At 55.5% G+C, this 26,478-nt stretch carries 32 protein-coding genes; 7 read left to right on the forward strand and 25 right to left on the reverse strand.

The window, feature by feature from the left end:
- Positions 1–15: 15 nt before the first annotated feature.
- The 6 genes from K3T83_RS43230 (at position 16) to K3T83_RS43255 (ending at position 5,533) form a co-directional block, all read left to right on the forward strand.
- Complete coding sequence (locus K3T83_RS43230) at positions 16–783, forward strand: hypothetical protein (protein WP_220209343.1); 768 nt, start codon at positions 16–18, stop codon at positions 781–783.
- Positions 776–1,792, forward strand: coding sequence for a hypothetical protein (locus K3T83_RS43235; protein ID WP_220209344.1), 1,017 nt, complete (start codon positions 776–778; stop codon positions 1,790–1,792). The genes K3T83_RS43230 and K3T83_RS43235 overlap by 8 nt, the downstream gene beginning before the upstream one ends.
- The gene (locus tag K3T83_RS43240; RefSeq protein WP_220209345.1) at positions 1,782–3,863 is read left to right on the forward strand and encodes a replication-relaxation family protein; all 2,082 of its coding nucleotides are present in this window, start codon (positions 1,782–1,784) and stop codon (positions 3,861–3,863) included. Before K3T83_RS43235 ends, K3T83_RS43240 begins: the two co-directional genes overlap by 11 nt.
- Positions 3,864–3,948: 85 nt before the next feature.
- Positions 3,949–4,296, forward strand: coding sequence for a hypothetical protein (locus K3T83_RS43245; protein WP_220209346.1), 348 nt, complete (start codon positions 3,949–3,951; stop codon positions 4,294–4,296).
- A gap of 56 nt (positions 4,297–4,352) precedes the next feature.
- A complete protein-coding gene (locus K3T83_RS43250) occupies positions 4,353–5,081 on the forward strand; it encodes an outer membrane protein assembly factor BamB family protein (RefSeq protein WP_220209347.1) in 729 nt (242 codons plus the stop codon).
- 107 nt (positions 5,082–5,188) lie between these two features.
- Positions 5,189–5,533, forward strand: coding sequence for a hypothetical protein (locus tag K3T83_RS43255; RefSeq protein WP_220209348.1), 345 nt, complete (start codon positions 5,189–5,191; stop codon positions 5,531–5,533).
- Between the two features lie 551 nt (positions 5,534–6,084).
- Here the strand turns inward: K3T83_RS43255 and K3T83_RS58215 are convergent.
- Positions 6,085–6,534 (reverse strand): CHAP domain-containing protein, encoded by a 450-nt coding sequence (locus K3T83_RS58215; protein WP_220209349.1) that lies wholly within the window; start codon positions 6,532–6,534, stop codon positions 6,085–6,087.
- A 1,241-nt stretch (positions 6,535–7,775) separates the two neighbouring features.
- On the opposite strand from K3T83_RS58215, the gene K3T83_RS43265 reads away from it, so the two are divergent.
- Positions 7,776–8,387, forward strand: a complete 612-nt coding sequence (locus K3T83_RS43265) for a hypothetical protein (protein WP_220209350.1) — start codon at positions 7,776–7,778, stop codon at positions 8,385–8,387.
- A gap of 736 nt (positions 8,388–9,123) precedes the next feature.
- Here K3T83_RS43265 and K3T83_RS43270 read toward each other — a convergent pair.
- The 24 genes from K3T83_RS43270 to K3T83_RS43385 all read right to left on the reverse strand — a co-directional run bounded on the left by K3T83_RS43270 (position 9,124) and on the right by K3T83_RS43385 (position 26,473).
- Positions 9,124–10,587 (reverse strand): serine/threonine-protein kinase, encoded by a 1,464-nt coding sequence (locus tag K3T83_RS43270; protein WP_220209351.1) that lies wholly within the window; start codon positions 10,585–10,587, stop codon positions 9,124–9,126.
- Positions 10,588–11,807: 1,220 nt separating this feature from the next.
- A complete protein-coding gene (locus K3T83_RS43275) occupies positions 11,808–12,077 on the reverse strand; it encodes a hypothetical protein (protein ID WP_220209352.1) in 270 nt (89 codons plus the stop codon).
- Positions 12,078–12,149: 72 nt separating this feature from the next.
- Entirely contained in the window at positions 12,150–12,527 is a 378-nt protein-coding gene (locus K3T83_RS43280; protein ID WP_220209353.1) for a hypothetical protein, read from the reverse strand.
- 84 nt (positions 12,528–12,611) lie between these two features.
- Complete coding sequence (locus tag K3T83_RS43285) at positions 12,612–12,860, reverse strand: hypothetical protein (protein WP_220209354.1); 249 nt, start codon at positions 12,858–12,860, stop codon at positions 12,612–12,614.
- Positions 12,861–12,948: 88 nt separating this feature from the next.
- Positions 12,949–13,332, reverse strand: a complete 384-nt coding sequence (locus K3T83_RS43290; RefSeq protein ID WP_220209355.1) for a sigma factor-like helix-turn-helix DNA-binding protein — start codon at positions 13,330–13,332, stop codon at positions 12,949–12,951.
- 39 nt (positions 13,333–13,371) lie between these two features.
- Complete coding sequence (locus K3T83_RS43295; RefSeq protein ID WP_220209356.1) at positions 13,372–13,731, reverse strand: hypothetical protein; 360 nt, start codon at positions 13,729–13,731, stop codon at positions 13,372–13,374.
- The gene (locus K3T83_RS43300; RefSeq protein ID WP_220209357.1) at positions 13,728–14,171 is read right to left on the reverse strand and encodes a hypothetical protein; all 444 of its coding nucleotides are present in this window, start codon (positions 14,169–14,171) and stop codon (positions 13,728–13,730) included. Before K3T83_RS43300 ends, K3T83_RS43295 begins: the two co-directional genes overlap by 4 nt.
- A 28-nt stretch (positions 14,172–14,199) precedes the next feature.
- Positions 14,200–15,000 (reverse strand): ATP-binding protein, encoded by an 801-nt coding sequence (locus K3T83_RS43305; protein WP_220209358.1) that lies wholly within the window; start codon positions 14,998–15,000, stop codon positions 14,200–14,202.
- Between the two features lie 18 nt (positions 15,001–15,018).
- Positions 15,019–15,444, reverse strand: coding sequence for a hypothetical protein (locus K3T83_RS43310; RefSeq protein WP_220209359.1), 426 nt, complete (start codon positions 15,442–15,444; stop codon positions 15,019–15,021).
- Between the two features lie 63 nt (positions 15,445–15,507).
- Complete coding sequence (locus tag K3T83_RS43315; RefSeq protein ID WP_220209360.1) at positions 15,508–16,089, reverse strand: hypothetical protein; 582 nt, start codon at positions 16,087–16,089, stop codon at positions 15,508–15,510.
- A 75-nt stretch (positions 16,090–16,164) separates the two neighbouring features.
- Positions 16,165–16,578 carry a hypothetical protein gene (locus K3T83_RS43320; protein ID WP_220209361.1) on the reverse strand — a complete coding sequence of 138 codons (414 nt, stop codon included), beginning with the start codon at positions 16,576–16,578 and terminating at the stop codon, positions 16,165–16,167.
- Positions 16,579–16,659: 81 nt separating this feature from the next.
- Positions 16,660–17,121 carry a hypothetical protein gene (locus tag K3T83_RS43325; RefSeq protein WP_220209362.1) on the reverse strand — a complete coding sequence of 154 codons (462 nt, stop codon included), beginning with the start codon at positions 17,119–17,121 and terminating at the stop codon, positions 16,660–16,662.
- Positions 17,122–17,131: 10 nt separating this feature from the next.
- Positions 17,132–18,118 carry a sigma-70 family RNA polymerase sigma factor gene (locus K3T83_RS43330; protein WP_220209363.1) on the reverse strand — a complete coding sequence of 329 codons (987 nt, stop codon included), beginning with the start codon at positions 18,116–18,118 and terminating at the stop codon, positions 17,132–17,134.
- 115 nt (positions 18,119–18,233) lie between these two features.
- On the reverse strand, positions 18,234–18,788 hold the full coding sequence (locus tag K3T83_RS43335; RefSeq protein ID WP_220209364.1) for a hypothetical protein: 555 nt from the start codon (positions 18,786–18,788) through the stop codon (positions 18,234–18,236).
- Positions 18,785–19,198, reverse strand: a complete 414-nt coding sequence (locus tag K3T83_RS43340) for a sigma factor-like helix-turn-helix DNA-binding protein (protein WP_220209365.1) — start codon at positions 19,196–19,198, stop codon at positions 18,785–18,787. Before K3T83_RS43340 ends, K3T83_RS43335 begins: the two co-directional genes overlap by 4 nt.
- A gap of 140 nt (positions 19,199–19,338) precedes the next feature.
- The gene (locus K3T83_RS43345) at positions 19,339–19,926 is read right to left on the reverse strand and encodes a hypothetical protein (protein ID WP_220209366.1); all 588 of its coding nucleotides are present in this window, start codon (positions 19,924–19,926) and stop codon (positions 19,339–19,341) included.
- Positions 19,910–20,548 (reverse strand): hypothetical protein, encoded by a 639-nt coding sequence (locus K3T83_RS43350; RefSeq protein ID WP_220209367.1) that lies wholly within the window; start codon positions 20,546–20,548, stop codon positions 19,910–19,912. Before K3T83_RS43350 ends, K3T83_RS43345 begins: the two co-directional genes overlap by 17 nt.
- Positions 20,535–21,281: a hypothetical protein gene (locus tag K3T83_RS43355; RefSeq protein WP_220209368.1), complete on the reverse strand. Its 747-nt coding sequence runs from the start codon at positions 21,279–21,281 to the stop codon at positions 20,535–20,537. Before K3T83_RS43355 ends, K3T83_RS43350 begins: the two co-directional genes overlap by 14 nt.
- Before the next feature lie 201 nt (positions 21,282–21,482).
- The gene (locus K3T83_RS43360; RefSeq protein WP_220209369.1) at positions 21,483–23,051 is read right to left on the reverse strand and encodes an NAD(P)-binding protein; all 1,569 of its coding nucleotides are present in this window, start codon (positions 23,049–23,051) and stop codon (positions 21,483–21,485) included.
- A 231-nt stretch (positions 23,052–23,282) separates the two neighbouring features.
- Positions 23,283–23,480: a carbon storage regulator gene (locus K3T83_RS43365; RefSeq protein WP_220209370.1), complete on the reverse strand. Its 198-nt coding sequence runs from the start codon at positions 23,478–23,480 to the stop codon at positions 23,283–23,285.
- Between the two features lie 51 nt (positions 23,481–23,531).
- Positions 23,532–24,137 carry a hypothetical protein gene (locus tag K3T83_RS43370; RefSeq protein WP_220209371.1) on the reverse strand — a complete coding sequence of 202 codons (606 nt, stop codon included), beginning with the start codon at positions 24,135–24,137 and terminating at the stop codon, positions 23,532–23,534.
- 146 nt (positions 24,138–24,283) lie between these two features.
- Positions 24,284–24,877: a hypothetical protein gene (locus tag K3T83_RS43375; RefSeq protein ID WP_220209372.1), complete on the reverse strand. Its 594-nt coding sequence runs from the start codon at positions 24,875–24,877 to the stop codon at positions 24,284–24,286.
- Between the two features lie 154 nt (positions 24,878–25,031).
- Positions 25,032–25,643, reverse strand: a complete 612-nt coding sequence (locus tag K3T83_RS43380) for a hypothetical protein (protein WP_220209373.1) — start codon at positions 25,641–25,643, stop codon at positions 25,032–25,034.
- Positions 25,643–26,473 carry a hypothetical protein gene (locus tag K3T83_RS43385; RefSeq protein WP_220209374.1) on the reverse strand — a complete coding sequence of 277 codons (831 nt, stop codon included), beginning with the start codon at positions 26,471–26,473 and terminating at the stop codon, positions 25,643–25,645. The genes K3T83_RS43380 and K3T83_RS43385 overlap by 1 nt, the downstream gene beginning before the upstream one ends.
- Positions 26,474–26,478 lie beyond the last annotated feature (5 nt).

A 26,478-nucleotide genomic window follows, 5' to 3' on the forward strand; every position in this document is an offset into this window, starting at 1 on the left:
AAAGGAAGCTCTCGTATGTCTGTAGATCGCACACACCAGTCCCTCGCACACGTAGATGAGGGAAGAACCATGTTCTCGCAACCTGACGCGCATACACAAGCCTTCTTGCTGGAACAATATGCTGAACGCGCCGTCCTCACGCTCAGGCGGGCTGCCAATTTTACGGAATCTCTCTCTCGGCAAGATCTTTCAGAAGAGATCACGGTGCTTTCCCTTCGTGGCAAGCCGCTGACCATCCACGGCAAAGATCTCTACAATGAGCGGACTTGGCAGAAATTCCTGTCACAGGCGCAGTTTCCCCCTTCTACGCTCTGCTCCCTGGTACAGGGAAGCGATGAGGTGATCCGACGATACCGCAGTTTTCTGATGACCGCTCACACCAAGCGCTATCAGGCGATTGCCACCAGCGAACATCTGTCCTGGTTTCGAGCAGTGAGTCGCCTCGCTGTGCTCTGGCACATGCTGGAGGCGAAATATCAGCAAGCCGCTTTTGCTGATCCGTGGGTGGCTCAGGAAGTCGAACGGCTCTTGACCCTCACCCTCCTCTCCGCTGAGATCGCCAAAGCCATCCACCATATCATTGCTGAGCCACAAGAGCAGGCGACCGAGTTGATCGAGCAGCTCTATCTGACCCATGCCCGGACGCTCTCCGAGTCGTCTCTGTTGCCTGACCCCCTTGCTCCCCTGCCCAAAGGGGTCACGCACCCATTCCTGGAACGAGCAACACGCCATGTTGATGATGAAGAGACTGAGCTGCTCGACGGGAGAACGTCCGATGAGTGAACAGCGTTGGGAAGAAGATCAGACACACCAGGGAGAGACTCCTGAGCCATACGAAGTCGTGACCTTTGATTACAGCGCTCTTGATGAAGAAACGCGTATCTTCGTGCAACAGAAGACAGAGGAAACCCATGTCTATCTCAAGCGCACAACGGAGACGATTGTTCAGATTGGACACAATTTGCTCACCGTCCAGCAACGCCTGGGACACGGACGGTTCATGGCCTGGCTCCAGGCCGAGTTTGCGATGAACTATTACACCGCCCATAACTGTATGCTCGTTGCCTCGCGCTTCGGCGACAAATTTAGAAATTTTCAAAATTTCCCCGCCTCCGTCTTGTATCTGCTTGCCCAGCCTTCCATCTCAGAGAACATTATCGCTCAGGTAGAAGCCGGACACCTGGCTCCCACGCTGGGAGCGATCAAGGCCGCAAAACAGGCTGAACACGCGGCCAACGTGCAAGCCAAGCAGCAGGCACAAAGCAATACCCCAGATGAGCAAGAACAGACCCAAGAGCGTGTGCTGCACCACCAGCACGAGCCTGATGTACCTCCTCAGCATGAGGCCCCACCTTTGATGCAACAAGCAGAACCGAGAACCATCATCAAAGAGGTGGTGCCCAAAGCAACCGAAGTCGAGCTAGCCGCGCTTCGAGAGAAGCTCCGCAGGCTCTCCCAGGAGCGAGATGCGCTCTCGAAGCAAGCTGAGGAACAGGCCCGGCACGCTCAGGCGGCAGCCTTGCAAGAGGAGGAGCGGCCCACCGCTCACATGAACGCTCAGTGGCAACGCAGAACACAGGAGGCGTTGCAGATCCTTTCTCAGCTTCTCATCGGCTGGCCTTCCCCACTCGATGCCGATCATTTTGGACACGACGATTGGAAAAGACTCTCCCAAGTCGAGGAGGCAGTGAACCGACTGCAACACGCCTGTGCGCAGTTACGAGAGACCAGAGATCGCACCGTGAGTGCGGATATTCCGACCAATGAAACAGGAGAAGACAATGGGCCATAACCGCTCCCAGGAGACACCTGCCAGCACGGGACAACACACACCGCTTGAGGCAGATGAGCGATCTGTGCTCAGCAGGTTGCTGCACACCCCCTTGCTCCGAGTGGAAGATCTGCATATCTCCACCGGCCTCTCCCGCGCCACGCTGTACCGCCTGCTGGCTCGGATGCAGCAGCACACGTGGGTTGAGGCTGTCTCCATCCCGGCACTTGGGGTGCGTTCCTGCTCCTGCTACTATCTCAGCACACAGGGCATCGCTCGGCTGGCCCACGAACAAGGGGATGATCCCGTTCACCTCGCCCGCCAATGGGGAGCGACCGAGCACGCCCTCCTGCGCCTGCTGCCACGCGCCCCTCAGCGTCTCGCGCTTCAGGAGATCCTCTGGGAAGTGTGTTTGTCGGCCCCCGAGCATCTCACCTCTCAGGGCCAGCGTAGCGCCATTGCCTGGCACATCGTCCACGACTATGCCTATCCTGTCCCAGAGGGTGAGCGTCAAGGATCGCGCTGTCGGGTCTCAGCACTGGTGTTCTTGCGCCGACGCCCACAGGTGGCCCATTATCCTGATGCGCTTCGAGAGGAAGCGGCGCAGCAACAGGCCCGCGCTCATGAAGCCTGGTATGCGCTGCAATTCCTCCAGGATAGTCCCCTGCTCTCGATGAGCGCTATCGAGCGGTGGCTCGCTCGCTTGATGGTGGCTCGCGCTCACGCTCCCTGGTTCTCGCCTGTCGTGGTGCTTTTGGCATCCCCTGAGCGTGAGGCGCTCTGGCATGCCTGTGCTCGTTGGATTGGTGAGCAGCAACAGCCGCACACCGCGTTCTCAGCCATCGTGACGGTGCTCACACCAGATACCACGCGCCAGGCAGAGGACTTCTGGCTGCGCTCCTTTCGGCAGTTGGGAACAGGTACAGCACGACGCCTGGACTCCGTGCTCTCCCCTGTTGCCCTCGATACGCTCCCCACCGCGATGCAGGTGCTCTTTGGCAACGAGGAAGCCACGACCACCCCCACTCTGCGACCAATCATGCCAGAGCAAGCCATGCCTTCCTCTCTGCAAAAGGCCACCAAGCAGCATTCCCGTGCCACGCCCATCGTGCGAGGACGCTTTGCCAACAGAATCGCCCGTGCCAGAGCCAGCCAGCGGCTCCACCATCTGCCGGTCCCCCTCGCAGCCCTCACGCTCACGGAGAGAGAGCGAGGGCTGCTTTCCCTGCTGGAACACTGCCCGTTTGCCAGCGTGGAAGAACTGGCCTCCTGGCTGGGGCTGCGTCCCTCGACCGTCGCACGACAGCTTGGAGAGCTAGCCCGTGCCCAGTGGGTGCAGGAGGCGCACACGCTCCTGCCGGAACACCCACACACACGAGCAAGCACACGCTGGGTGCTCACTGAGCGGAGCCTCTCGGCCCTGGCTGCGACATCGCCTCTGCCACTCGGCCCCCAGATGATCGTTGTGGAGGGTTCCCCAGCCGGTCACTCCACCGTTTTGCCCAAACGAGCGGCCATGCTGCGACGAGAGGCGGCTTGGCGGCACCAGCGCGGCGTGTATGCAATCTGTGCGCACCTGGCTCGCGCCTGCCGCATGATGTCCGAAGCAGGAACAGCGCATTCCTTCTGGTGGAGTGCGCAGCTTGGCACGCGCCGCTACCGGTGGCAGGACACCATCTGCCTCTTCCAGCCTGATGTCCTCTTCGAGATTCGGACGGGAGAACATCGTCTGCGCTACTGGCTGGAGTACCTGGCAGGCGATCCTTCAGGGCGCACAATAGAGCGGACCCTGCTCGTCTATTCGCGCTATGTGCAATCGCGAGCCTGGAGAGCCGAAGATGCCCTGCTCCCACGACTCTGTGTGGTCCTGGACGGACCTGCCCAGGAACGGCGCTTCGCACGGGGTCTGACACAGGAGGCTCCTTTGCTTACGCCATTGTCACTGCTCAGCACGACGATGGGCAGGATACACACCAGAGGAGCATTTGCTCCGATTTGGTGGTCGTTGCTGCCCACACGAGGCGCGCCGGAGGAGAAAGCCCCTGTACGGGTGAGCCTGCTCGATGCTAGCTTCCCATCCCGTGAGGCGTGAAGTTCCCTCTTGCTTTCAGACAAGAAACACCCAGAGAAAGACTCATGGAGAACCATTCACATGATACGTTCAGAAGGAGACGACCGTGAAGAAACACAGACCATCACGAAGCACAGGGAGATCTGACAAGGCGCACCCAGATCCCCCGGCAAAACGACCCAGGCAGATCATCCACACACAGACCTTTCGGCGAGCCTTGCAGCAGCTCGCCCCCGATGTCCAGCGCTCGGTCCAGCACAAAATCGCGTACCTTGCTATTGATCCACGCCATCCTTCGCTGCACGTGCAGCGAGTACGTGCTCGTCCGGGAACCTGGATGTGTAGTGTCAGTCGCACCTACCGCCTCTTGTACCACCATGTCGGCCACCGCTTGATCTTGCAGGAGATCGGTCGCTATCCCCTGCTTGCACGCTCCTATCGCACACGCTCGTAGGACAAGTACAAGCAGAAGAAACAGACAAAAAAGAGAAAAAGAAAGAAGGACATGCTATGAAAAGCACGCATGATCATCCGATCAGGAGGCAAAGACCCGTGCTCTGGTTGCTCCTGTTCCTGCTCTTGCTCGCAGCCGTCAGTGCAGGGCTGTTGGTGCTGCGTCCCGCAGCGCATCCCATGCGGCACTATCTGCTCACAGGCCAAAGCGTGTTTGCCTTTGAAGGCGGTCGCACGCTCTGGCATCATTCCCTACCCACTTTCAAGACGAGCCTGCCCACCATGCTGCTGGTCGAGGAGCACCTCTATGTGGCGGCAGGTTCCATCTACGCCCTTGACAAAGAGACGGGCAGGCAGCTTTGGCAACGGCAGATCCCCCTCGTGACCGCGCTCTTTACTCAGGAGCAGCTTGCCACTTCGCTTTTTTGGAAGGAGGGACACCTCTATGTTGAGACGGACGCGCAACGCCTGCTGCGGCTTGACCCACAGACGGGAACGATCCTCTGGGAATATGCAGAAGCAGAAGCTGAGATCTCACCTCCCGCCTTCTCAGAGAGAGGGGACGTGATCTACGTCGTCACCCGCCAACAGATCGGCACCTCCGCCTATGAGGTGACAGCGCTGAGTGTAAAAAAGTGCCTTCTGCTCTGGCAACAGCGCTTCGTGCTCCCTGCCCACTGGGACCATGTGCAGGCTCCCATCGTCCAAGAGGAATTGCTGCTCGTGCCACTGGGGGATGTCGTCATGGTGCTACGCACGACCGATGGACATCGGCTTGCGACCTGAAACGGTTCGGGCAAGAGGAGACGAGTGAGCAGGGCAAAAATGCTCTGCCCACCAAAGAACAAAATAAGAGCGACAGAATATCCAATGAGAACAGGAGAGCATGACCCATGAGAACAGACGTGAACGACCTCTTTGCTCAAGCCGCCTATGAAGCCCGCCGCCAAGCGCTTCTCACTGGAGCCTATCCTAAGCAAGCATTCACCATCCCAAATTCAGAGCGTTGTTTCACCTGGGACGAAATAGACCCGGCACTGGAGGATGCTGTCAAATGGCTCTATCGCAAGGAAGCACAGGCGACCATCGAAGCGTTCATCAGCTTTGTGATGCAACATGGCACGACAGAGGCGAAACAAGCGATAGCAACAGCCTTCTCTGAGATGCAAGACGTGTTGTATACCCAGCGTGAACGAGCCACGATGGAAGCAGAGAGGTGGAGGCAGGAGCCACGCTAGAACGGGCTTCGATGCCACATCTTTTCCAGTGAGTCAGAGAACTATATCCTTTCCCATTTCATACGAGAGCGCGATGTGGCTTCAGCATGTCCGTTGCTCAGCCGTGAGAGTCTCTGTAATGACGAGCTTGAGCTTGAGATGCTCGCAAGACTCAAGAAGCGGAAGGAGATGAGTTGCGAACAGCACTTGACCTACAGGAAGGGACCACAAAAAGCACTTTTTACGAGGCTCTCGCAAACGGTAGATTCTGGGGAGTTGGAAACGTATCAACTGCCCAGAGTAAGGGATCGAAGAATGCTGCGCTCAGGTCATATTCTTGCCAGCCCTTCTGGTGGCGAGGCAACGCGCCAGCTTCCTATTTCATGGGCACAACCGAGAAAAGACCGCACCCATATACATAGGTAATCCCCGTTATCGTACCACGTAGCCCTGGCTCTCCATCGGGCCAGGGCTATTCTTTGCTCAAATGATGTAGGCTTGGTCTTTCTCTTTGCACCTTGCATACAGCGGTTATCGCTGAGTTCCTTCAGCTATTCTTCTCATGAGGAACATTAATGATGGAAATAGACCGCAAGACTCCAATAGTAAGGAGTCGACCAATAACTCACATCATTACAATTCAGCGAAGTAAATCGGCTCCCGTCTTGATTAGCCCCAAGAAACGTAATAGTCGCCCCTGCACTTGAACCACTGATACTGTTCACTATGGCAAGATGACCGTAGGTGGAAAAGTTTGTACCCCACACAGCAATATCACCTACACGAATAGTGCCACTAGACTCTTGCTGCCATCCATAGCCAGGAAGTTCTGTCTTCCACTGATATGCGTTCCCCGGAACAGACATGTGATAATAAGAATTCACGTATTCGGTACATTGACAATAATGGACTCCATGAGGTTGTGCTGATGCGGCAGAGGCTGGCGGAGAGAACGAGAGAAAACAGCCAATCAAACAGCTTAATAGCCCCAGAGTGGCAAGGGTCTTCCTTAACTTCAACATGCAGGTATCCTCCTAGAAAACATACAAAGCAGTTCATCTAAAAAACATCGTTCACGTTTTACCAAAAACAGCACTGCTGCTCTTGCAGACAAAGCATAGCAGGAAGGAAAAAAGCTTCCCAGGACAAAAGGCGGCCACTTTAGGGTCACATTTCCCTAAATACACGCCTATTCTATTGTCCTGACTAGATACTTGTTTTCATTCATGATTTGCAGTAGACTCATCAGTATCCTTCAGATCTATGGGGATTGCACGAATTCTCGCAGATAATCACGAATTTGCAAGAAATTCAGTGAAACCACTTGACATATCACAGTGATATATAGCATGCTCTCTGTTAGATACGAGGTACAGCCGCTTAGAGCTATGCCTTTTTGTTTTCGGCTTCGCTCATCATCGCTTGCCTTCGCTGATTACGTCTGCTCTATTTAGCTCTATCCGAAAGATGAAACAATGTTCTACCAATGGACATGTAGGGTAGCCTTAAAGAAGGATGTGGCATTCCAGATGATAAGTTGGAGGCATGACATCAATGGAACTCCTAAAAGATGCAAAAAAACTTCTTCAGCATACTCATAGCTCAGCCGCGAGGGACTCCGTAACCCACGGGATGCGCAACGAGCTGCACTTTTAGCTGAAGCGGCTTCACTGGCTCGTTCAATGCTTGCGCTTGTTTCTCGGCATCGGATCAGAAATATCTCTGCCTTATCAAAACGAAAGAATGATAAGAATGCTCTCAAGCCACTTCCTTGCTAAGCTAAACCTCGTTGCGCATCTCGTGGCGTAAGGATGAGATTGAGCTGGAGATCCTCGCAAGGCTCATATAATTGTTTGAGGGGCCATTTGTGGTCAAAGTGTTCCTCGTTGAAAGAGTGAAAAATAGCCCAAAACATGAGACGCTCGCAAACGGTAGATTTTGGCGGCTTCTCAGACTATACTAGGAGGGGTGCAACTAACTCATTTGTAGAAGTCCTCTGTTGATCGATTTGGCCCAATCCAGAACACGTACATTGATAACCAAATACATAGGCGTATTGAGATTGGCAACCGAGCGACGACGAAGAACTTTCGGACGTTGAGTGTCGAGGTCTTTCGCTTGGCTCTTGATGCATTCACATGAGGTGTGTTGCATGGAGATAGTGTGACGAACGAATCTATCGCTCATTTGAGTGAAATGAATGTTAAATTCACAGATTGTGAAGTATTTCCAGTTTGTGACTGGTCAAGAGAGGTCACGTCCTATGACATGTGCAAGTATCATCCTCACAGCTATGAGTCCAGGCATTGTGATCTGGTTCCTCGTCGTTCCGCTAGCTGGCACGATTGCAGCTATCAGCGCAATGGTCCATCTGCCCGATTATTTCATGCCTGACCAGCACTCTCACCTGTGGTTCAGAATCCCTCTCAATCTCCTCTTAGGTATTGTTGGTGCCTATCTCGGCATCATTGTGCTTCCACTCCTGGGTTCTCTTGTTGGTGGCGGTTACATCCCTGATCTCAATACTGGCGGTCATACCCCCGTTCACCCAAGCACAGTCAGTACAATCGACTTGGTTGTGTCTGCAATCGTAGTCGGGTTCTATGGATTCTTTGGCGGATTGTTTTTCATGGCGACCATAGCCTTGCTTCAGATGGATTACGTCTTCGAGGATTTGGGAGATAGCATCATGATGATATTGAAGAACATGGGCAAATGGAGGAAGGACACAGACCAAAGGGGAAGAACGCAACCAAGGGGGACTGAGAACCATTGGATACCTGGCGGGAATTGCGCGGTCCTATGGAACGAACACACAACTCCAGTGTGCAACACTGATGCGCTGCCAGAACAATCTTTTCCTCTCTCAAGTTGATAGGGCTATTTTCTAACAACATCCGTTTAAGGACGTTTCTGCTACAGAAGTGGGAGTCGCTTGAGCCAGAAGTTACTTGCTCGATTCTTGTTCAATCAGCGCGTGAAGCAATGAGAGACGTGTTCGTGTTCTGATCGAGAAAAACGGCGGATTTCCATTGGAACGTTACTTGCTCGTGTTTTTAGGGAAATGCTCTTCGATCCAGAATCGGAGAATTTCCTGATTTCCACAAATGAGTTAGTTGCACCCCTCTCGTGAGAGCTTGCAACCTGGATGTTTCATGCCATAGCAGAGAGATTCTGAGAGTCTAAAAGGCATTGGGGACTCGTGAGAGCTTGAAACCGAAGGTGCTTCTGCTCGATGAAGTAGAACATGTGGTCTAAAAGGCATTGGGGACTCGTGAGAGCTTGAAGATCCAAAAGAATAAGTACCGCAATATCCTCCTATTTTAAAGGGATATTGCGGTATTTGTTTGTATGAGTGAGTTTATCTCGCTTACCCACTTTGTGGGTCAACCTGCGGGAGGAGAGTTGATCAGGTTCGGGGTCAACCGAAAAGGACAAGGGCGTTACATCGGTAAAAAGAAACCAGGGCGTACAAAAGTTCTCCCTGGTCTTAGTTTGAAGAGAAACGTCCCGCAAAACTTCCTAATGGTTTTCCCCCTATTGCTTTGCTGCCTTAGCACGTCGGCTGGCATGCTCTACTCTTCTTGGAGTTGTAGTTGTGAGGAGTGGTCTCAATGAGAAAGCTCTCGTCTTTTTTGCTCGGCTTGTTCTGCCTCCTTGAACCGCCCTAGTTGTCGAAGCACACTACCTTTGTAATAGTAGGCATCAGCATCGTTGGGATCAAGACGAATAGCCTGCTCAAGGGCCAGCAGTGCCTCTTCTGCCTTCCCTAGTTGTCCAAGCACACCACCTTTGTTATAGTAGACACGGGGATCGTTGGGATCAAGACGAATGGCTTGCTCATAGGCCAGCAATGCCTCTTCTGCCCTCCCTAGCCGTTCAAGCACACCACCTTTGCTAAAGTAGGCACGGGGATCGTTGGGATCAAGACGAATGGCTTGCTCATAGGCCAGTAGCGCCTCCTTGAACCGCTCCAGATCCCGGAGTGCATGGCCTGCGTAATAGTAGGCAGTGGCATCATTGAAATCAAGATAAATGGCCTGCTCGAAGGTGAGCAGCGCTTCTTCTAGCCGCCCTAGTTCGGCTAGCGAACACCCTCGGTTAATCAACGTGTTCACCCTTATCTCGGCAAATTTAGGCATGTCACGGGCATACAGGTGTCCAACACAGTGTGCGTAGATCGCTTGCAACTTCATTGCCACCTCTAACATCGTCGCAGGACGTTTCTCTGGGTGCAGCTCAAAACACCTGTTAAGCAAATTCCTCAGCTCAGCGGGCATCTCAGGAATCCCCGGATGCATTCCCTTGTAGCGGGCGAGGGCTTCTCGTGCTGTTACACCACTCCTCCACGTCACCTCTCCCGTGAACATCTGGAACACGGAGAGTCCCCAGCTCCAGATATCTGTCTTTCTGCCGAGTTTCTGTCCGGTAGCTTGCTCAGGTGAGCAGTAGGCAGGGGTCATCCCGCGTGAACTGATCAGGATACTCTGCTGCACCAGTTCTTGCCCGCTCTGCTGTTGCCCAGCTATTACCCTGGCTCTTGCCAAGCCGAAATCGGTCACTTTCGCGATTCCTTCAGAAGTGAGCAACACATTGGCCGGTTTGACATCCTGATGCACCAATCCTTGTTCATGGGCAGCGTGCAACCCCCAGGCAAACTGGATTGCGATGTCGAGCATACGTTCCAGCGCCCGTTCTGGCCCTCCCTGGTAGAGCCGACGCTGACGAATCCATTCCGCAAGGCTTCCTCCCTCGATATAGTCAGCAAAAATCCGTGGAATGCCACCTATGATGCTCACCAAATAGCACCGAACTAGATGAGGATGCTCTCTCAAATTCGCCCAAGTTTCTGCTTCGCGAATGAAGTTCTCTTTGCCATCTTCCCTAGCAAAAATCTCTGGCTTAGGACTCTTGACGACGAGATCGCGCCTCCAAGTGCGATGGTAGATTTTATAGATGATCCCCATGCCACCTTCCCCCACAATGCCCGTCACATCGTACTCACCTAAGATGCAGTCTCCAGTCTTCCAAACACTAGGAGCACTATCTTCTTTACGTTTCCATTTATTCTTCATAATCCTTTTCTACTCCTTCCTTAAGTCAGAGTGAAACCGAAGGTGCTAGCTCCAGGAGTGGAATACCACGGAGATTATGTTTATGACTGTCTTGTGCTTCCACCGTGCTAAAATCGCCTATCTCTTTTTTATCTCAGAGAAAGTATATCTGAGATGTGCCATAAATGCCATATTTTTCAGGTTTATCTTGCTTACTCCGCAGGCGGGTTAAACCGTTGGGAATTGCTCCCGTTCGAGTGCGCTATCAATGTTGGATATGGATTTATCAACGAACCAAGTGGAAGATACTTCTTCAGCATGAAGGTAACTCAGCCGCGAGGGTCTCTGTGACCCACGGGGTGCGCAACGAGATGCACAGCAAGGAGACGGAATTGCTTGGGCAGCCTCCACAAGCTCCTTTACTAGCATTGTTAGCTTGCTTGTATTTTCTTGGGTGCTCTTCCAAGATAGGAAAATGGTCACCCATCAAAAGCAGGTCCAGAGCCAGCTCACAGGAAAGCGCATCTCGTTGCGCATCCCGTGGGCATAAGGATGAGCTTGAGTTGGAGATACTCGCAAGGCTCCACAAGCTACTTGAGGGACCATTTGTGGTCAAAGTGTTCCTCTTTGAAAGAGTGAAAAATAGCCAAAAACATGGGACGCTCGCAACGAGTAGATTTTGGCGGCTTCTCAAGCAATACTAGAGAGGTAGCTCTCTCAAGGGGAGATCCAGCCCGGCAGGGTTTGCAACGGCCCCCAAGCGTCAAATATCAAATAACAGGTCCATCTTTCAAGGGAAGAAGCAGCAGCGACTTGGCAGCACTTGAAACGTTCCTCCTCCTGAGTTTCCATCTGTTCTAGAGATATGCCTTGAGTGCATCGACGCCACCAGAACGAGAGAACCTGGCCTCCGTTCCGGGTTCTTCCCCACGTCCCGCCTGCCTCACCAGAACCCGGAACACGTCCAGGTGCCGACGCCTGTTGCCTCTCCTGCCCACCCTGACCATCCACACCGCCACCGCAGTCGATCAACATACATCGGACTGGTTGGCCCTCTCCTCCCCTGGTATGTGTTCTCACCTCATGCCCTTTGCCAAAATAACTCAAAGAGCACCTCATCGAGGAGCAGGAGAGGCAGAAAACGGCCCAAAACGAAAAAAGCGCAGGTGTTTCCCTGAAAGCCGCCGGGTGGGAGCCAGCAAGCGTTCCAACTCCCACCAACGCGTCGGGCCTTTCAGATCCTACGACTCCTTTGCTCTTCCAGGCTCTTCTCTGGTGCGTTGTTTCTCCTCCCTGCTTGGCCTCTTGCCTCCTTTGGGCCAACACACGCGAAGCAACACGATCATGTTGCCTCCAATGAGAGCAAAACTGAACAACGTACGATCAAGATCGTGTTCCCTGAGAAACGTTGGTGTGGTGAGAATATCCATGATGATTTGAACAACAAGAACTATTCTCACGCCCCACACAACGAGAGGATGTGCAAAGAGCGCAAAAAAACGCTTTTTCATAGATCACCTTCTTCCTCATAAGAGGGGTCAGCTCACGCAAACCCCTCTGTCTGCTCTCGATGAGAAGCAGGATTATTCATCGCGACGAAAGCGTTCATCCCAGCGGTATGCTTGGCGGGAAAGCCAGGCATTCATCCGGGCACTTTTGCTTGTAAGCAAAGCGCAACCAACGACAACACCTCCCAGCACAATGGCAGCGAGACCGCCGCTCCATCCACGCAGGAGCCAGTCCCATCCCACTGCCAGCGTGACCGCGCTGACATTCAGACAGAAGGAAAAGACTCCTGCATAGAAGCTCCATCGCACCAGTTGGGTGATCATGGTATAGACTGGAGAAGAAGATCTTTTCCGCTGAGAAAAGGGGAACCAGAGGTACAAGGCGCAGACTATCACGCCAAACAACACGAAGACCATGCAGCCTGTAAAGAAGGGGAACCATTGTGGGTTCATAACACCTCACCTTTTTTCTTTCATATCTTGTGGGAGCTTGCCGGAGCGGCTCCCGAAAAAACAGCCTTCTTCAAGAACATTCGCTCATGTCTCGGAGAACAGGCGCTTCACCGTCGCAGAGACATGCAAGTACACCTGAGAGCCTGGGAGATCCCAAAGAGCACACCGCTGCCAATGTGCTCCACGCCGTTCAACGGCTTCTTGGAGATCATCGAGCGAATGCACGTGATACGTTTCGCGGACCAGAATCTCGTAGGCATGATGCGCGAAGGTATTGCGCCTGGTTTTCCTCTTGAGGGAAGCCAGGCGCTTTTGGAAGGGAAGGCTATCCATGTAGCTCTTCCCGTCGCCAGAGCGACAAACACGCGCAAATCGTTCTGCTGGTTCAGCCCCAAGCGACGTTGGGGAAACGAAGACGGTACTAGTAGTCCTTCTTTCGTGGTCTGGGAAGGCTGCGGCCTTGAACGAGGGATCTCTCCTGAGAGAGCCAGGGAGGCTTGATATGTCGTCTGTGCGGAGGTGGGACCAACTCCAGATAGCTCTTGAGCATCTGGAAAGAGTCGGGATCGGTACACAATTGAGACAAACCACTGTTCTGGATCTGCCTCACCCGCTCTTTCTTTACTCCTAGCTGCTCAGCGAGAGGTGCCAGGGGAGACCAATCTCCATACAGAGCCAAACGGTGGCTCACCACAAAGCGTTCTCGCTCACAGATCAGCCCTCGCCAAACCGCCTGATCCAGCGCTCTGAGCAACGCCACTCGAGAAGCCTGCTTCTCTTCTTCCCTTGTTCTCTCTCGTTTCATCGACATTTTCCTTTGCTATTAGTAATTTCATATGATATTTCAATCCACTGCTTCAGGTGCGCCATATCCGTTGTTCATCTCTTCTTTGTCACGATGAGCGATGGGAGGGTCACTCTCTGAGGAAGACTTGTGCTTCATCGCTGCAAAAAAGAGGTCAAACACCTCGCCATCGGTGGCTGCTCGCTTCTGGTCCTCTTCAAAGGTGCGGTGCATCTGATACACCTGCTTGAGCATGTTTCTTTCAGCCGTGGTGGGTTCACGCCTCCCGAAGAGGACAAGAAAGCAGCGTGCTTGCTGCTGCCCCCTTCTGTGCATGGCTGATGCTTCTTTCGGACCATAGAGCAAGAAGGCACACAGAGAAGTGAAACCGAGTTGCATGGAATTGATGAGGTGCTTCATAGTTTCTTCCTTGTTGGTCGTGTGGTGATTTCGTTTTGTAACAGCACATGTTGTCGGTATTTCTTGAGCCACCCATCTTGTTGTCTCTGCACCTGATCTTGGAGGTCAGCAGACAAAGAAAGGAAGCCTTGATGTTGCACCAATGCCTCAAGATCCGTTGCCCTCTTGAACAGATATGGACCAAAAAGGCACGCAGGGTCAGGATGTTGCTCACTACATGTGCAGGCAGGCAAGGGAGGTGCAAAAGGGAGATAAAAGGCGTTTCCAATTTCTTGGAGCACCGCCCATCGACCCTCTTGTTCCCAAAGGCGTTTCTGCTCAGCTAATGCCTGATCACTCTCAAACGGTCCTGCCACAAGAGTAAAAGGAGGACGCCTCCAGGGGTCATCCCGACAGACTTGAAGCACAAGATAGTGCTGTGTGTTCTTTCCTTCCATCATGCTTTTTCTTCTTTTCGCTGTCTTCTTCTCAGGTCCAGTGAGGGTGATAGCTGATCGCTTCGGCCAGATGAGGGAGTTTGAGCCAGGGAGAGGGCACGGCATCTCCAGCAAGATCGGCTATCGTGGCAGCCACTTGCCGAAGCAGGAGGGTCTGCTCAGAGGAAAGCGCCAGATGCTTGTGTGCCGCCTCCATCAGCTTTTGACCAGGAAGATCCAATGGGATGCAGTGGTCCAATTCCTCAAGGGAGACGCGACTATTGAGCCGAGCGTGATTGCGTTGGAATTGCACGCATTGTGCAGCCTCAACGCGCTGGCGCACCAGTGCAGACGGTTCATCAGATGGCTCATTGGGAGCCGCCTTTCTGTGAGAAAGAGTGACTGCCAAGGCAAAGCGCTCTAGCGTCGGGCGCAAGCGCTGCTGATGTGCCTGTTTTGCTTCGGGAGAACACTGACAATCGTTGTCCACCTTTCCACACGGGCAAGGACACAGCGTTGCGATCAGCAAGCCAGGATGAGAGCACTGTGCCATCTGTTGGCGCACCCAGGCAAGGGACACCTCATCCCAGCGATCAAGCCTTTCAAGAACCAGGAGACTGCTGCGATGGTGCTCATACACGCTCCGTAAGGATGCAATGGAATCAGGAGCAATGAGCGGGAGATCCGGGAGAATCGTGGTCATGGATCGAGCCAGGGTCACCTTACCTGTCTGGGAAGGACCAATGAGAACCGCTGAATGATGACCGCTTGCCGCGATCTCTAGCAGACGCTTGGCGAGAGGAGAAACGCGCAGCAATTTCCAATCCAAGACATCAGGACGAGTATTTTCCATAGTATGCTTCTTCTTCCTTTATTTCCTATTTCTTTTGTGGTGGCGGCGATCTTGTTGCTTCTTCTTTGCATGAGACCGAGACGGCGAGAGAGGAGTATGGCGTTCGAGAAAGGTCTGTCCGGTGAGCAGCATTTCTCGTTGCCTGGCGAGAAATTGCTCGACATAGGGTGCGATCTCTTCCAACGACACCCCAAAGGGCTGTGCCTGCACCTGAGAGAGCATCCGATCCAGGTAGTGTCTGTATCGAGCCATCGAAGTCTTTTCCCCTACGAGGATCAAGAACCAGCGTTGCCGATCTCTGGGGTGGGGTCCACGAAACACAGAAAGTCCGAGGTCTTTGTGTTCCTCCATGAAGGTCGTGATGCCAGTGTAGGCGACAAGGGAGTCCGGGTCTCCTCCCGGAATGAGATACACGTGGGCATCTATCCAATCAAACACCAACATGAGTTCCTCCAAAAACGTGAAAAAGAGACATCCCGGTTCGTCCTGGGATGCCTCTCATGCCTGCTATTTCTGTTGTGGCGATGTGTCCGAAGACAGCTCCCAGGAGGATTCCTGACTGGGAGCCGTAAGTGAGCCGCCCAGACGATAGAGCAGGTGGGCGTACATGGTCGCGGCTTTGCGCTTGACCTTTCTCGTGCGAGGATCATGGAAAGCCTGGGCTGCCAGCGTAGAGGCACGGTCCCGCAACTGTGTCCTCACGCTCGCTAGCGCTGGCTCACGCAGCAGAGGCAAGATGTCAGGAGCCAGCACGGACTCCAGATCCTCTTGGAGAGGCGTGCTCTCCATCAGTTCCTCATAGTGGCAGATGAGCACCTCTCGCATGAGGTCTTCGTAGAGACGCTTCTTCAACAACATGTATGCTCCATAGGTGCCATAGACGCTATCGTGTCGGCTTCCATCACGCCTGGCGTACAAGAGACAGTCCGCGCAGACGCGGGTGAGCAACTCGACGCCCAGGGGAAGCGATGTTCGGCTTTCCAGCAGATCGACCGCATCGCGATAGACCCGCCACTCGGCGGTATTGTCCCGGTCCTGCTGCTGCTCGAACAGGGTACGATACTGGGCGGCTAAGAGAGATCGTTGCATCGAGATCCTTTCTTCCTCGCCAGGGACACAGACTGATCCCTTTTGAGAGGTGAATGTGTGGAGAGGCGCATCTGCTCACGCCTCATGTGAACGTTCTTGCGAAAGATGAAGGAGATATTTTCCCTGCCAGCGTTCGCGCTGGTGTTCCAGGTGTCCTTGAAGGAATGCAGGCAGGTAGTTGAAGCCTACCGGCTCGATGAGCGTCCCCAGTGCCATTCCTCTCTCAACCAGATAGGGGCCGATGAGACAGACTGGATCTGGAGCCTGCTCATCACACCGACAGCCTACCGGCTCTGGATGAAGCCCCAGGGTGTCGCCAATCTCGCGCACAGCAGTCTTGGCATCCCGGTCCCAGCGTCTTCGTGCCACTGCCTCGGCTTGCGCTTCCTCTTCAAAGGGACCAGCCACAATAACATGGCGTGCCTGCGCTGGTCCAGGCGTGTGTGATCGTTGCTGCTGATAGACAAGAAACTGTTTCGGTTGGCTCATGGAGTGACCCTTCCCTAAAAGAGAAAAGGAGAGCAGAAGCAGTGTGCTCCCACGCTCCTCTGATGCGGCAAGAAACGTTGTTCAGTCCCAGGCATCTTCTTCCCGCTCCTTGCGAGAAGGGTGTGATCGCCTCTCCAGGTGGAAGAGGGCGACCTCGATCATCCGGTCTATCCGCCGCGTGAGCTGATCAGCTGCAAGGGTATGAGGGGCGCGAAGTCTCGCTTTGATCTGCCTGCACATCTGGACGCGCCGGGGGACGCTGGGAGGTTGCCCCAATCGACCGAGCGCCAGCCCAATGCGTAAGGCTAGCTCTGTCGAGACAGCCATCTCCTCCGAAAGCGTTCCATTCTCTCGCAGCCTGTTCCCTTCCTCAATCCAGAAGCTCGCTTGATGCAGGATGACCTCAGAGGGCCACACGTGCTGATCGAGCAGATGCCCTTTGATCTGTTCAAGCAGATCAGCGTGTTGTTGTCCTGTTGGCGGCTGATTGATGCGACCAAGCCGCAAGGCAATGAGTAAGACCAATTCCGTTTGAATGTCCATCGTTTTCCTTTCATGAACAAGGCACGTCTTCATCCAGACGTGCCTCTTTTCTTTGTCGCTGTGAGATCTTCTTCGCAGCGCTCTTTGCTGTCGTAGGACGACGCCTCCTCTTGTGCGCAGGAGGCTCCTTCCCTTCAAGAAATGCGTGCATCTTGACCAGTGCCCGCTTCTCGATTTGCCGGATGCGCTCGTCTACCCGCTTGCCCTGCCGGTGAAACACCAGCCAGGCAATCTCGTGATAGTTGTCATGAACCACTCCATCCTCCTCCAAGCCAAAGCGCAAGCGGAGGACCTGCTGCTCGCGCTCGTTCAAGCGAGCGAGCGCCGACATGAGCGCGGGATGACAAGTGGACTGCGATTCCGGGTCGGGCAGCAGCAGAGGAGGAGCCGCGACGATCTCCGAGAGCGGTCCAGCCTCTAGAGACGAGTGCTGGAGGGAGAGCGGCCCCTCTCGCAGTGGCAGCAGGGCCATCACCTGCTCGACTGACAGATGGCATCGAGAGGCCAGATCACGCGGATCAGGCGCGATCCCTTGCGCCTCCGCCTGCCTGATGTGCTGCTCCATCTGAGCAAGCGATTGCACCGTGCGCTCTGAAAGAGAAACCGCATGGCTGTTTCGGCACAGCGCTTGCTGTATATGCTGCACAATCCAGTATTTGGCGTAGGTAGAAAGTCGTCGTGTCTTGTGGGGATCGAAGCGTTCTAGGGCATGCAACAATCCCAAATTGCCCTCCTGGATCAGTTCCGAGAGGGGCACGCCTTGACCGGCAAAGGCAACTGCAATCAGTATCACCAAGCGCTGATTGCCTTCCAGCAACGTGTTGCGGGCTACGCTGCTGGTTGCCGCTTGAGCCAGCAAACAGGCTTCTTCCTCCTGATTGAGCAGTGGGCGGTTGGCAACCTCGCGCCAATAGGGGCGAAAGAGAGGATCGACCCGCAGATAGCGCATGCGCCGAGCCTGGAGGCTGAAGAGGTGGGAAAAGAGTCGCGATTGCACCAGAGGGAATCCTTTCCAGAGAAAGAAAGGCATGAGCGGGGTCATGCACTTCTGGCTCACGCCTTTCATGCATGTAAAACACATGGCCTGCTTCTAAGAGCAAACAGGCTTGCTTTTACTCCTGGGAACTCTGGGCCTCGAAGCGGAGGCGCTCCACCCGCAGTTCGGGTGGAAATTGCCCCCCGTTTTCCACGCTTGCCCAGAACAGGGACTTCATCGACTCAGCCAGGGCGTAGAGCATCCATTCCTCCAGATCAGCCCGACCTTGCTCGAAGGCTGGACTGCCTTGATGCGTGGTCACCAGTGGAACCAGCATGCCAAAGAGGGGATGCGACAGATCCAGATGCACTAGGTAGCCCTCAAAACGCAGGAGGTGCTCGGTGGGAAGCAGGACAAGCAGACGAGGATGGCCTGCCACCAGATCGACTTTGTAGAGCGCCTCGTAGTGCCGTGAGCGCTGCAACAGCGTGAGGCGTGCCTCTCCCTCCTCGTGCGGGGAAGGGGCTGATCCGTACAGCGTGACGTGGAAACCATTGAGCAACTGCTCCAGTTCCTTGTCCGTCAAGAGCGTTCCACTGTGGGAAGTCACGTCACCGTGAACGCGTGCTGGCTCCAGCCGCCAGTTCCGCACGCGCTGCCAGAGCCGGTGGAAGAGAAGAGACGGAATCATGAGCGAGCCTCCCGTGTTTCAGCCCTCATCTGTCGCATCATCGGGCGTTGACGCCGCAGTGGAGTCAGCACACGTTCACGCGTGAGCCAGGGAGGTTGCCGGTGATGCTTTTTTGAAGGGGGCACGATCTCTAGATAGCGCTTGAGCGGCTCATAGGTGGCCGGATGCGTCCGCAGTGTATTGATCGCCCGGTTTTCCAGTTGCAGCACGCGTGCTGATGATATCGCCAGATGTTCGGCGATCTGGGCGCAGGTCGCAATCTGCCCATCCAGTAATCCCAGGCGCAGATGCACAATCTGTCGGTCGCGTGCTGGCAACAATGTGCGCTCGACCGCCTGATCCAAGGCAGCCAGCAATGTCTCTCGACAGGAGGAAGGGTCGGAAAGCATGAGAGAATGATCATGGTGCATAGAACACACTCCTTCATAGGACAGAGGAGCCAGTTGTAGTGCTGGCCTCTCTGCCCAGAACAAGCAGAGATCGAGACACACACACGATGAGCGCTGCATCTCGATCCCTGCCCTCACGTGACGGGAAAGGGGAGGCGCGATCACGGCTCTCGTGTGTGGTGATGCGTTCCCGTGAGCCAGTCGCTCGACGAGACAACATGGGTGTGGAGCCGGAAAGGAGGATGAAGCGAAGCGAGTGCCAGCGATGGCTCGATCACGACCTCTTTGGGAGGGACACGTGCCTCCGCAAAACGGTGCGCGAGCGAGAGGGCCGTCTGGTACGCCTCCTGATAGCTCACAGGAAGCGAGGCACCCTCTTCCTCTCTGTCGCGCAGATGCACGGTTGGCAGATCTGCCGCAGCAAGCGCTCGCCAGGCGCTCGGCTCATGAATGATGCCCGGACGATACCAGCACCGGGCCTGACGGATGCTTGCCAGCAGCACAATACTGGGATCGATGACGCTGCCTTGCTGCTGCTGACACCAAGCATGCTCGATGACAACACAACGTGTCTCCTGCTCCCACAGGAGAAAGCCTTCGACCAGGAAGGCATCGTGCAAGAATGGCATCTCGTCAAGCGCATTGCGGACATTGGCATAACAGTGGTGGGGCACTGCTCCCGTGCTCCAGGCCACAGCCAGAGACGCTGCGTAGCGCAGAGGCGACCTCAGTTCACGCTCTCTCGACATCGCCTCCTCCTTCCGATGGTTCCTTTCCCTGCGTTTCCAGGATCAGCTTTCCTCCGATGACCTCCTGGGTCAGGTTCGCATCTGGTTCCTGCGCCAACAGGAAGATGATCTCTTTGGGAGGTGAGCCGAGGCGAGCGCGCAGGAGGCAGTGGTCACGGGCCGCGAGAAAGGCCGCCCGGTACTGGGGATGGCCCATGCCGTCCTCCCCAAAGCGAGGATCACTGCGCACCGCTGGGAACTGCTGTGGCTTGCCCAACAGGACGGCCACCTCCAACCGGGTGCGCTGCACCCCGGCGACGTAGAAGACCCGTGCTCCAGGGGGGAGTGGCTGCACTAGAATAGTCGGATCAATGATCGATCCGTCCTTCTGTTGGAGCCAGCCGTGCTCACACAAGATCACCTCTTCTGGCAGATCGATGACCAGAAAGCCCTCGATCAACATGGCCTGCTCGCACTCGTTGGGGAAGGCCAGCCATGCACGCCAGGCATTGTCATAGGGAGCGGCAAGCACGGCTCCAATCGCATGCATAATCAGGCGGGAGAGTTTGTAATCCAGGACCTTCTGCATGGGCTGGGCAACGGCAACCGACTCCGACCAGCCAGACGCATCAGATAGTTTCATGTGACGCACCTTCCCCTGCCAGATCAGGGCGATGGACCCTGATCCACGCTTCGGTTTGCAGTCCATCCAGACGGCACACCGGGAGGGCTTCACCTCTGCTCACGGCCTGCTGCACCAGCGCGGCGATGTGGAGGTCGGAAGAGGCCACCTGCATCAACAGTCGCGAGGTGACTCGTTCGACAGACACACGAGGTCGGCCATCTTCCCCGATGCCTCGATTGGTGTAGCGTTGGATGCGCAGGTCACGAAGATCCTGGAGGCTCAATGTGGCAAGCAGGTTCGTCGTGATGGCAAAGGCATGCGGGTCCGCCTCTTGCCCAAGCAGATAACAGGCAGCCCAGACCGGAACGTCCTCGGCGAGGGCACGCTGGAGGACGCCTTGACAATACTGCGAGGCTTCCTCTTGCCCAAAAAAGCCTGCCAGAATCTTTTGTGCATCAAAGCCCTCGCTTGCTCCCAAGAGGGGAGGAACCCCTCCTGGCAAGAAGGCGAGGACGGCCAGCGCCTTTGCCAGTCCGTTGAACAGGGCTGCGGTTTCCCCCTCTTTGCGCGAACGAAACAAGAGCAGGTCTCCGTGTGGAGCCAGGGCATCTCGCCCATAGACGCGTGCAGCCTCAACGTCGGCTGCCGTTGGGCCGCCTTGCTCATAGTAATCCAGCACTCGCAGTGGCACAGCGGCACTCAGGCTGGTCTGGAGCAAGGCTCGCTTGTGGAAGTCAGAAAAGGATGTCATATCTGCATACTCCTTTGATGTGTTGAGATATCTTGAAACAGTGCTGCTGGCATCCGCACAGCAAGAGCCGTCTTGCCAGCAGTGGGAAGAGAAGTGTCAAGGGAAGAGAACAGAGGTGAAGGGGAGGTGGTCCTCGGCACCATGCCTGCTCCTGGCTTCGGCTCTTGGCGTCAGAGAGGACACGCGGCGCGTTCGAGATGCTCATGACCGGGCAATGGTCGTATATTCGGCGGCACGGGCAATGAGCGTTGGCAACAGTTCTCCCACCCGGTAGAGAATGCCGGGCAGCGAGTTGGCGTTTGGGTGGCCGAGCGCCACCGGCCCCAGGGCGAAATACCCCCGGTGGACGTGCCGCTCGTGTGCCGCTTGCACTTCTCCGTCCACGTCCACCAGCGCCCGACCCTCAATGACTCCGATCCCGCAGGCATTGAGGGTGTGGATGGGCTGCTCATACCCCAGCAAACCGTACACACGAGCAAGAGCAGGCAACACAAGCACCTGATCCTGTTTGCTGGTCGCCATCAGACTGCGGTTGCCATCTCCCTCCTGCCGAATGCTCCAGTGGGCCACCTGGGGAAGCATCTGCTCCCGCTGACTTTGGCTCCCACAGAGTCGCCTGAACGCCTCGCGAACCGCTGGCAGATCAAGCGCCAGGCCATCCAGATCCCCACGACGCACATCACGAGCCAGCCCAGAGGCCACCGGGTCCAGCAGAGACGCTGGATCATGGTGCGTCAGGACAGTGTAGGAGAGGTCATATCCTCGATCAATAGCATGCTGCGCTTGTTGCACCATTGTCAGGGTGCTAGCAGAGAGGCCGACAAACACGAGCCGTTGCCCCTGCCACTGTGCGAGATCCTCCTCACGCAAGGCTTCCTGCCATCGCTGATCGACCGCTTGTTCCTCGGCATCGGTCTGCATGGAATGGCGAGCAGAGAGAGGGCGAGGCACACCCACTCCCAGCGCATTGATGAGCAGCGGGGATTGGACGATCCGCTCCCCCCAGGAGGGATCACGCAACAGCACCGCATGGGAAAGGTCGCCTGCGATCACCCCACGCACCTGTGCCTGGACCACAGCAGGCAAGAGGTCATCTTCCCCTCCACTGCCCTCAACCAACCGGTGGAAAAAGGCGGACATCGCTTTCCCCGATCCGGGCGCTGGAGGCACCGAGGCCGAGAAGCGCGGTCCTCGATAGCGGAGGGCAAAGGGATTGGTTCGAGTCAACTGTACCTGTGGGCTGTTCCAGATCCCGCCATAGCTGCCTTGTTCATCCAGAACCGTGATGCGGCGGAACCCTAGATCGAACAAGGCTCGTGCGGTGAGCAGGCCGCTGGGTCCGGCCCCCAGAATGAGCACAGGCGTCTGAAGCAGCGGCGTGTGCGCGGGGATCTGGCACCACTGGTCAAGCTGGAGAGTAAAACAACTCCCTCGTCCAACGAGGGCACGACGGGCATGACTTGTCGTACAGATACGCTCATCAATACTTGTATTTTCAACCGACGTTCCCTGATAGTGCGGGAGCGTAGGTATCCACAAACTCTGCATCAACGCCTCATGGAGACCGGGAATTAGCCCATCAGTTTCCCGCATCCAGAAGAGCGCAAGCAAACGAGCGAAGGGACCAGGGATCTGTTGCAGCAAATCCATCACGACGTGTGGAGGGATGAGTTTATCAGCAAAGGCTTGGGTCAACAACCCTGGGAGAACGGATCGTTCCACTCCCCGGCCATCCTTGAGGTATGCCAGTGCCGGAATCGTTGTTGCCATGTTGAGTGACTCCTTTCAGAACAGAGCAGACAAAAACGAAGACAGTAGGAACAGGGGCGAACACATTGCGCAGAGAGAACCTGATGTGGTACGCTATCAGCGCTCAGGTACCCCCTGCGCAATCGCGAGGAGGACGGTTCTTGTGCTTTCTCAGGGCATTTGGAGAACCGTCCTGCTCTGAGACACTCCTGCTGGCATGCCGAGCGTGGTGAGACAGGAGCGTCGTGTATGTTAGGTGCTCCTCTTTTGGCGAGAAGAGGTGTCGGGGTGAGGGTCAGGAAAATCCAACAGTTCTTCCCGCACAATGGAGACATCAGGGGGAGCAGTAATCCCCAGTTTGACGCGTTCTCCTTCCACCTCTAGGACGGGGACGATCACGACCTCAGCGATGACGAGGCTTTCCCCAACCTTTCGTCGTAACACGAGCATCGTTGCGACTCCTTTCTCTCTCGCAATGCACAGGCCGAGATAGAGCCTGCTTCACTCATCGTTCCTCTCCTCTTGTATCTGGATGAGTATGGTCAGTGCAGGGGTGGGATAGACAAGATCTGATGAGAGGCTCGCTAGCCCCTCTGGATACTGCGCGAAGAGAGCTTGTTGGTACTCGTTGAGTTCCCAGGGCAAGCCCTCGCGCTTGTGCAGGGAGCGCATCTGCCGCAGGAATTCGGCCTCAAATGCATAAGCACGCAGCAGCGTATGGTGCCGTTCGAGCCGATTACAGAGAAAATCGCGCGCATGGCTAGCGATGAAGACCATCCCTCCCAGTGCATGGAGAGGATTCGCGCGAATCTGCTCAAGACAGTTGGGCGGGATCACGATCACAGGCGTCCGGCTTGGCTGCGATAGACGAAAAGCAATGGCAAATGCGACGGTCGGAACCCCCGGTTTGAGGCTGAGCGAGATGATGTGGTGCTTCATCATCTGGGAGAACAGCGCGATGAGCACATGCACTGGCTCCTGGGCAGGCAAGAGATCAGGAGCGAGCAGGAGCACGCAGAGGCGCTCAAACACGTTCCTGATACTTGCCGCCTGCTGAGAAGCACTAGGAAGCGTGCGCAATTCGTGATACAGGGTTTGTAGTGTCATCTTGACACCATCCTTTCTTTCTTGTTCGTCAAGTCCTTGAGACACAGGTGGAAGAAGCACGAGATGATCTTCTTTCCGTAGAGAGCAGACAGGAAGAAGATGAACACGCTGAGAGGTGAAAAGAGATGTGCTCACGACGAAGCACATCAGTTCTCCAGGCGGTTGAGAATCATCAGGGGAGGAGTGGGATACACCAGCGCACTGCTCAACCCCTCTGGGAACGTTTCGAGAACGAATTGCTGCGTCTCGGAGAGCGCCCAGATGAGACGCTCCTGTTCATGCAGGGGGCGCATTGCCTGGAGAAAGACCGCCATATACACACACCCACGCGCCAGAGAGACATCCTGGTCGAGACGCTGACAAAGACAATCACGCGCCTGACTTGCCAGACACACAACCTCCCCCAATTGTTCCAAGGGATTCGCTCGCACCTGAGCGAGATAGTCGCTGGGAAACAAGATACAGAGCTGGACGGTCTGCTCCTGCCGGTTCCCCCGAACGGCGAAGGTGACAGCGGAGATCTCCTCCTCTTCACAAAGTGCGAGCGTCAGGGCGTGCCGTTTGAGCAGTTCGGCAAAGAAGGCCATCAGGCTGAGAAGCTCCTGTGGCAAGGAGAGCACATCAGGGGAACTGAGCGTCTGGATCAGGCGCTCAAATGTCCGTTGAATGGCCTGTGGTTCCTCTTCTTCTGAGGCCACAGGAAGCGTACAGAATTCCTCGTACAATGCGTGAAGTGACATGCGTTGTTCCTTTCTATATTGATGAGTTTGTAGGGGAAACGACTCCTCCAGAGCCTCTGGACCACAACAGTGAGGAGACAAGGGGACTCCGACCAGCATGGAAGATGGAGACCTTCGTTGGGAGCTTCCCCCAAAGCATCTCTGAGCAGGGAACTCACTCACGGGCTACCCTGGACGCAGAGGAAGAAGGTCGCAGATGCTTGGGCAAGCTCGCCAATCCCTTCGGCAGGCGCGTCAGGAGTCGCTCGACCCAGAGCGAGGGCGTCCAGGGTAGCCCATGCTGCGCGTAGGTCGCCCGCAAAGCGAGCAGGCATTCAGCTTGCCATGCTTTTGCCCGTCTGCGCATGAGATCGGTCGCCAGAGCAGCAGGCTCCCCCTCACAGTGTTCAAGCGTATCGAGGCACAGACTGGCGCATCGGACGCTCTCGCTGAAAGCAAAGAGCACATCCGCGCGAGCCATGTCGAGATAGCCGCTTGGCACGTGAATGAGCAGCTCCTCTGCCTGTGGCTTGCGGGAAAATCGATGGACGCGGATCGTTTGCACGCCTCCCAAACAGAGCGAGAGCCTCTCTTGCGCCTCAAGTGCTTCAAGACGCGTGAGGCATGCTTGGGTGAGGGCAATGAGCGTAGCATGTTTCACGACCTTCCCATCTCCGAGCGCCTGCCAGCACTGAAACAGCGTCAAGCGGATCACGGCAAAATGCTCCTGCACCGTCTGAGGAACAGGCATGGATAAGAGGTCAGATACATCTGGAAGGTGCATCATCAGCGTCTTTGCTCCTTCTCTCCAGGATGTTCCCCGACGAAAGAGCCTTCCAGGGCCAGGGCTGCCATGTCTTGCCAGAGAGCGACCAGAGAATGCACTTCCAACGGCTCATCAGCGGGAAGTGCTATCACCAATTGCGTGCGAACCATTCCCCCGAGAGGTGGACAGTGCTGATGGAAGAATGCCCCCTTCCACTGCCAGCCCTCGGTTCCACTCATCCCGTGTCCTGGAGGATTGTCTGCGGCCATGACCCCTTGTTCAAAAGCAGAGAGCAGCCGTTCACACAGCCAGGAGCGCTCCTCTTTGAGCCAGGTCAGCACCGCACGGGCACGCTGATAGTTGTAAACAACATGAGGAGAGGGTGGGACGGGTAGCCTCCTCAACTCCCCCTCGGAGAGCACAGCCGCCAACAAGTGTGCACCCACTGGTGAGGCTGCTTCCCAATTGATCCCATAGCCAACTTCCCCTTGTAACCCATACTCATCAAACTCGAAACTGCCGAGACCGCGTTGAAACAGGCAGAGGCGGCAGGTCGCTGTGGGCAACTGCTCCAGATCCGCTTCTAGAGCGACGGCAATCCAGTGCAGTTGCTCTGGCTCCAGACGCAGATAGACCTCTCGACCATCCAGGAACCAGGGCCGCTGACACAGGGAGCAGCGGTAGAGGATTTGCTGCCCCGCTCCCTTCGAGGCATGTGGCAAGGATTGTCCAAAGATCTCCCATGCAGAAGCTCCAGCTTCTTTCATTCCTTTCTTCTTTCTTCGCACCTCTTGCTTCTTTTTGATCCTCTGACGTTGATTGCTTGGACGCTTTTTCTTCTGTTGTTTCATACCAC

It is taken from the genome of Reticulibacter mediterranei (assembly GCF_016587455.1).

What these genes read in the sequence shown, in the direction of transcription:
- K3T83_RS43230 (WP_220209343.1), top strand. Translation starts at nt 16, where the DNA reads ATGTCTGTAGATCGCACACACCAGTCCCTCGCACACGTAGATGAGGGA.
- K3T83_RS43235 (WP_220209344.1), top strand. Translation starts at nt 776, where the DNA reads ATGAGTGAACAGCGTTGGGAAGAAGATCAGACACACCAGGGAGAGACT.
- K3T83_RS43240 (WP_220209345.1), top strand. Translation starts at nt 1,782, where the DNA reads ATGGGCCATAACCGCTCCCAGGAGACACCTGCCAGCACGGGACAACAC.
- K3T83_RS43250 (WP_220209347.1), top strand. Translation starts at nt 4,353, where the DNA reads ATGAAAAGCACGCATGATCATCCGATCAGGAGGCAAAGACCCGTGCTC.
- K3T83_RS43255 (WP_220209348.1), top strand. Translation starts at nt 5,189, where the DNA reads ATGAGAACAGACGTGAACGACCTCTTTGCTCAAGCCGCCTATGAAGCC.
- K3T83_RS58215 (WP_220209349.1), bottom strand. Translation starts at nt 6,534, where the DNA reads ATGTTGAAGTTAAGGAAGACCCTTGCCACTCTGGGGCTATTAAGCTGT.
- K3T83_RS43265 (WP_220209350.1), top strand. Translation starts at nt 7,776, where the DNA reads ATGACATGTGCAAGTATCATCCTCACAGCTATGAGTCCAGGCATTGTG.
- K3T83_RS43270 (WP_220209351.1), bottom strand. Translation starts at nt 10,587, where the DNA reads ATGAAGAATAAATGGAAACGTAAAGAAGATAGTGCTCCTAGTGTTTGG.
- K3T83_RS43275 (WP_220209352.1), bottom strand. Translation starts at nt 12,077, where the DNA reads ATGAAAAAGCGTTTTTTTGCGCTCTTTGCACATCCTCTCGTTGTGTGG.
- K3T83_RS43280 (WP_220209353.1), bottom strand. Translation starts at nt 12,527, where the DNA reads ATGAACCCACAATGGTTCCCCTTCTTTACAGGCTGCATGGTCTTCGTG.
- K3T83_RS43285 (WP_220209354.1), bottom strand. Translation starts at nt 12,860, where the DNA reads ATGGATAGCCTTCCCTTCCAAAAGCGCCTGGCTTCCCTCAAGAGGAAA.
- K3T83_RS43290 (WP_220209355.1), bottom strand. Translation starts at nt 13,332, where the DNA reads ATGAAACGAGAGAGAACAAGGGAAGAAGAGAAGCAGGCTTCTCGAGTG.
- K3T83_RS43295 (WP_220209356.1), bottom strand. Translation starts at nt 13,731, where the DNA reads ATGAAGCACCTCATCAATTCCATGCAACTCGGTTTCACTTCTCTGTGT.
- K3T83_RS43300 (WP_220209357.1), bottom strand. Translation starts at nt 14,171, where the DNA reads ATGATGGAAGGAAAGAACACACAGCACTATCTTGTGCTTCAAGTCTGT.
- K3T83_RS43305 (WP_220209358.1), bottom strand. Translation starts at nt 15,000, where the DNA reads ATGGAAAATACTCGTCCTGATGTCTTGGATTGGAAATTGCTGCGCGTT.
- K3T83_RS43310 (WP_220209359.1), bottom strand. Translation starts at nt 15,444, where the DNA reads ATGTTGGTGTTTGATTGGATAGATGCCCACGTGTATCTCATTCCGGGA.
- K3T83_RS43315 (WP_220209360.1), bottom strand. Translation starts at nt 16,089, where the DNA reads ATGCAACGATCTCTCTTAGCCGCCCAGTATCGTACCCTGTTCGAGCAG.
- K3T83_RS43320 (WP_220209361.1), bottom strand. Translation starts at nt 16,578, where the DNA reads ATGAGCCAACCGAAACAGTTTCTTGTCTATCAGCAGCAACGATCACAC.
- K3T83_RS43325 (WP_220209362.1), bottom strand. Translation starts at nt 17,121, where the DNA reads ATGGACATTCAAACGGAATTGGTCTTACTCATTGCCTTGCGGCTTGGT.
- K3T83_RS43335 (WP_220209364.1), bottom strand. Translation starts at nt 18,788, where the DNA reads ATGATTCCGTCTCTTCTCTTCCACCGGCTCTGGCAGCGCGTGCGGAAC.
- K3T83_RS43340 (WP_220209365.1), bottom strand. Translation starts at nt 19,198, where the DNA reads ATGCACCATGATCATTCTCTCATGCTTTCCGACCCTTCCTCCTGTCGA.
- K3T83_RS43345 (WP_220209366.1), bottom strand. Translation starts at nt 19,926, where the DNA reads ATGTCGAGAGAGCGTGAACTGAGGTCGCCTCTGCGCTACGCAGCGTCT.
- K3T83_RS43350 (WP_220209367.1), bottom strand. Translation starts at nt 20,548, where the DNA reads ATGAAACTATCTGATGCGTCTGGCTGGTCGGAGTCGGTTGCCGTTGCC.
- K3T83_RS43355 (WP_220209368.1), bottom strand. Translation starts at nt 21,281, where the DNA reads ATGACATCCTTTTCTGACTTCCACAAGCGAGCCTTGCTCCAGACCAGC.
- K3T83_RS43360 (WP_220209369.1), bottom strand. Translation starts at nt 23,051, where the DNA reads ATGGCAACAACGATTCCGGCACTGGCATACCTCAAGGATGGCCGGGGA.
- K3T83_RS43365 (WP_220209370.1), bottom strand. Translation starts at nt 23,480, where the DNA reads ATGCTCGTGTTACGACGAAAGGTTGGGGAAAGCCTCGTCATCGCTGAG.
- K3T83_RS43370 (WP_220209371.1), bottom strand. Translation starts at nt 24,137, where the DNA reads ATGACACTACAAACCCTGTATCACGAATTGCGCACGCTTCCTAGTGCT.
- K3T83_RS43375 (WP_220209372.1), bottom strand. Translation starts at nt 24,877, where the DNA reads ATGTCACTTCACGCATTGTACGAGGAATTCTGTACGCTTCCTGTGGCC.
- K3T83_RS43380 (WP_220209373.1), bottom strand. Translation starts at nt 25,643, where the DNA reads ATGATGCACCTTCCAGATGTATCTGACCTCTTATCCATGCCTGTTCCT.
- K3T83_RS43385 (WP_220209374.1), bottom strand. Translation starts at nt 26,473, where the DNA reads ATGAAACAACAGAAGAAAAAGCGTCCAAGCAATCAACGTCAGAGGATC.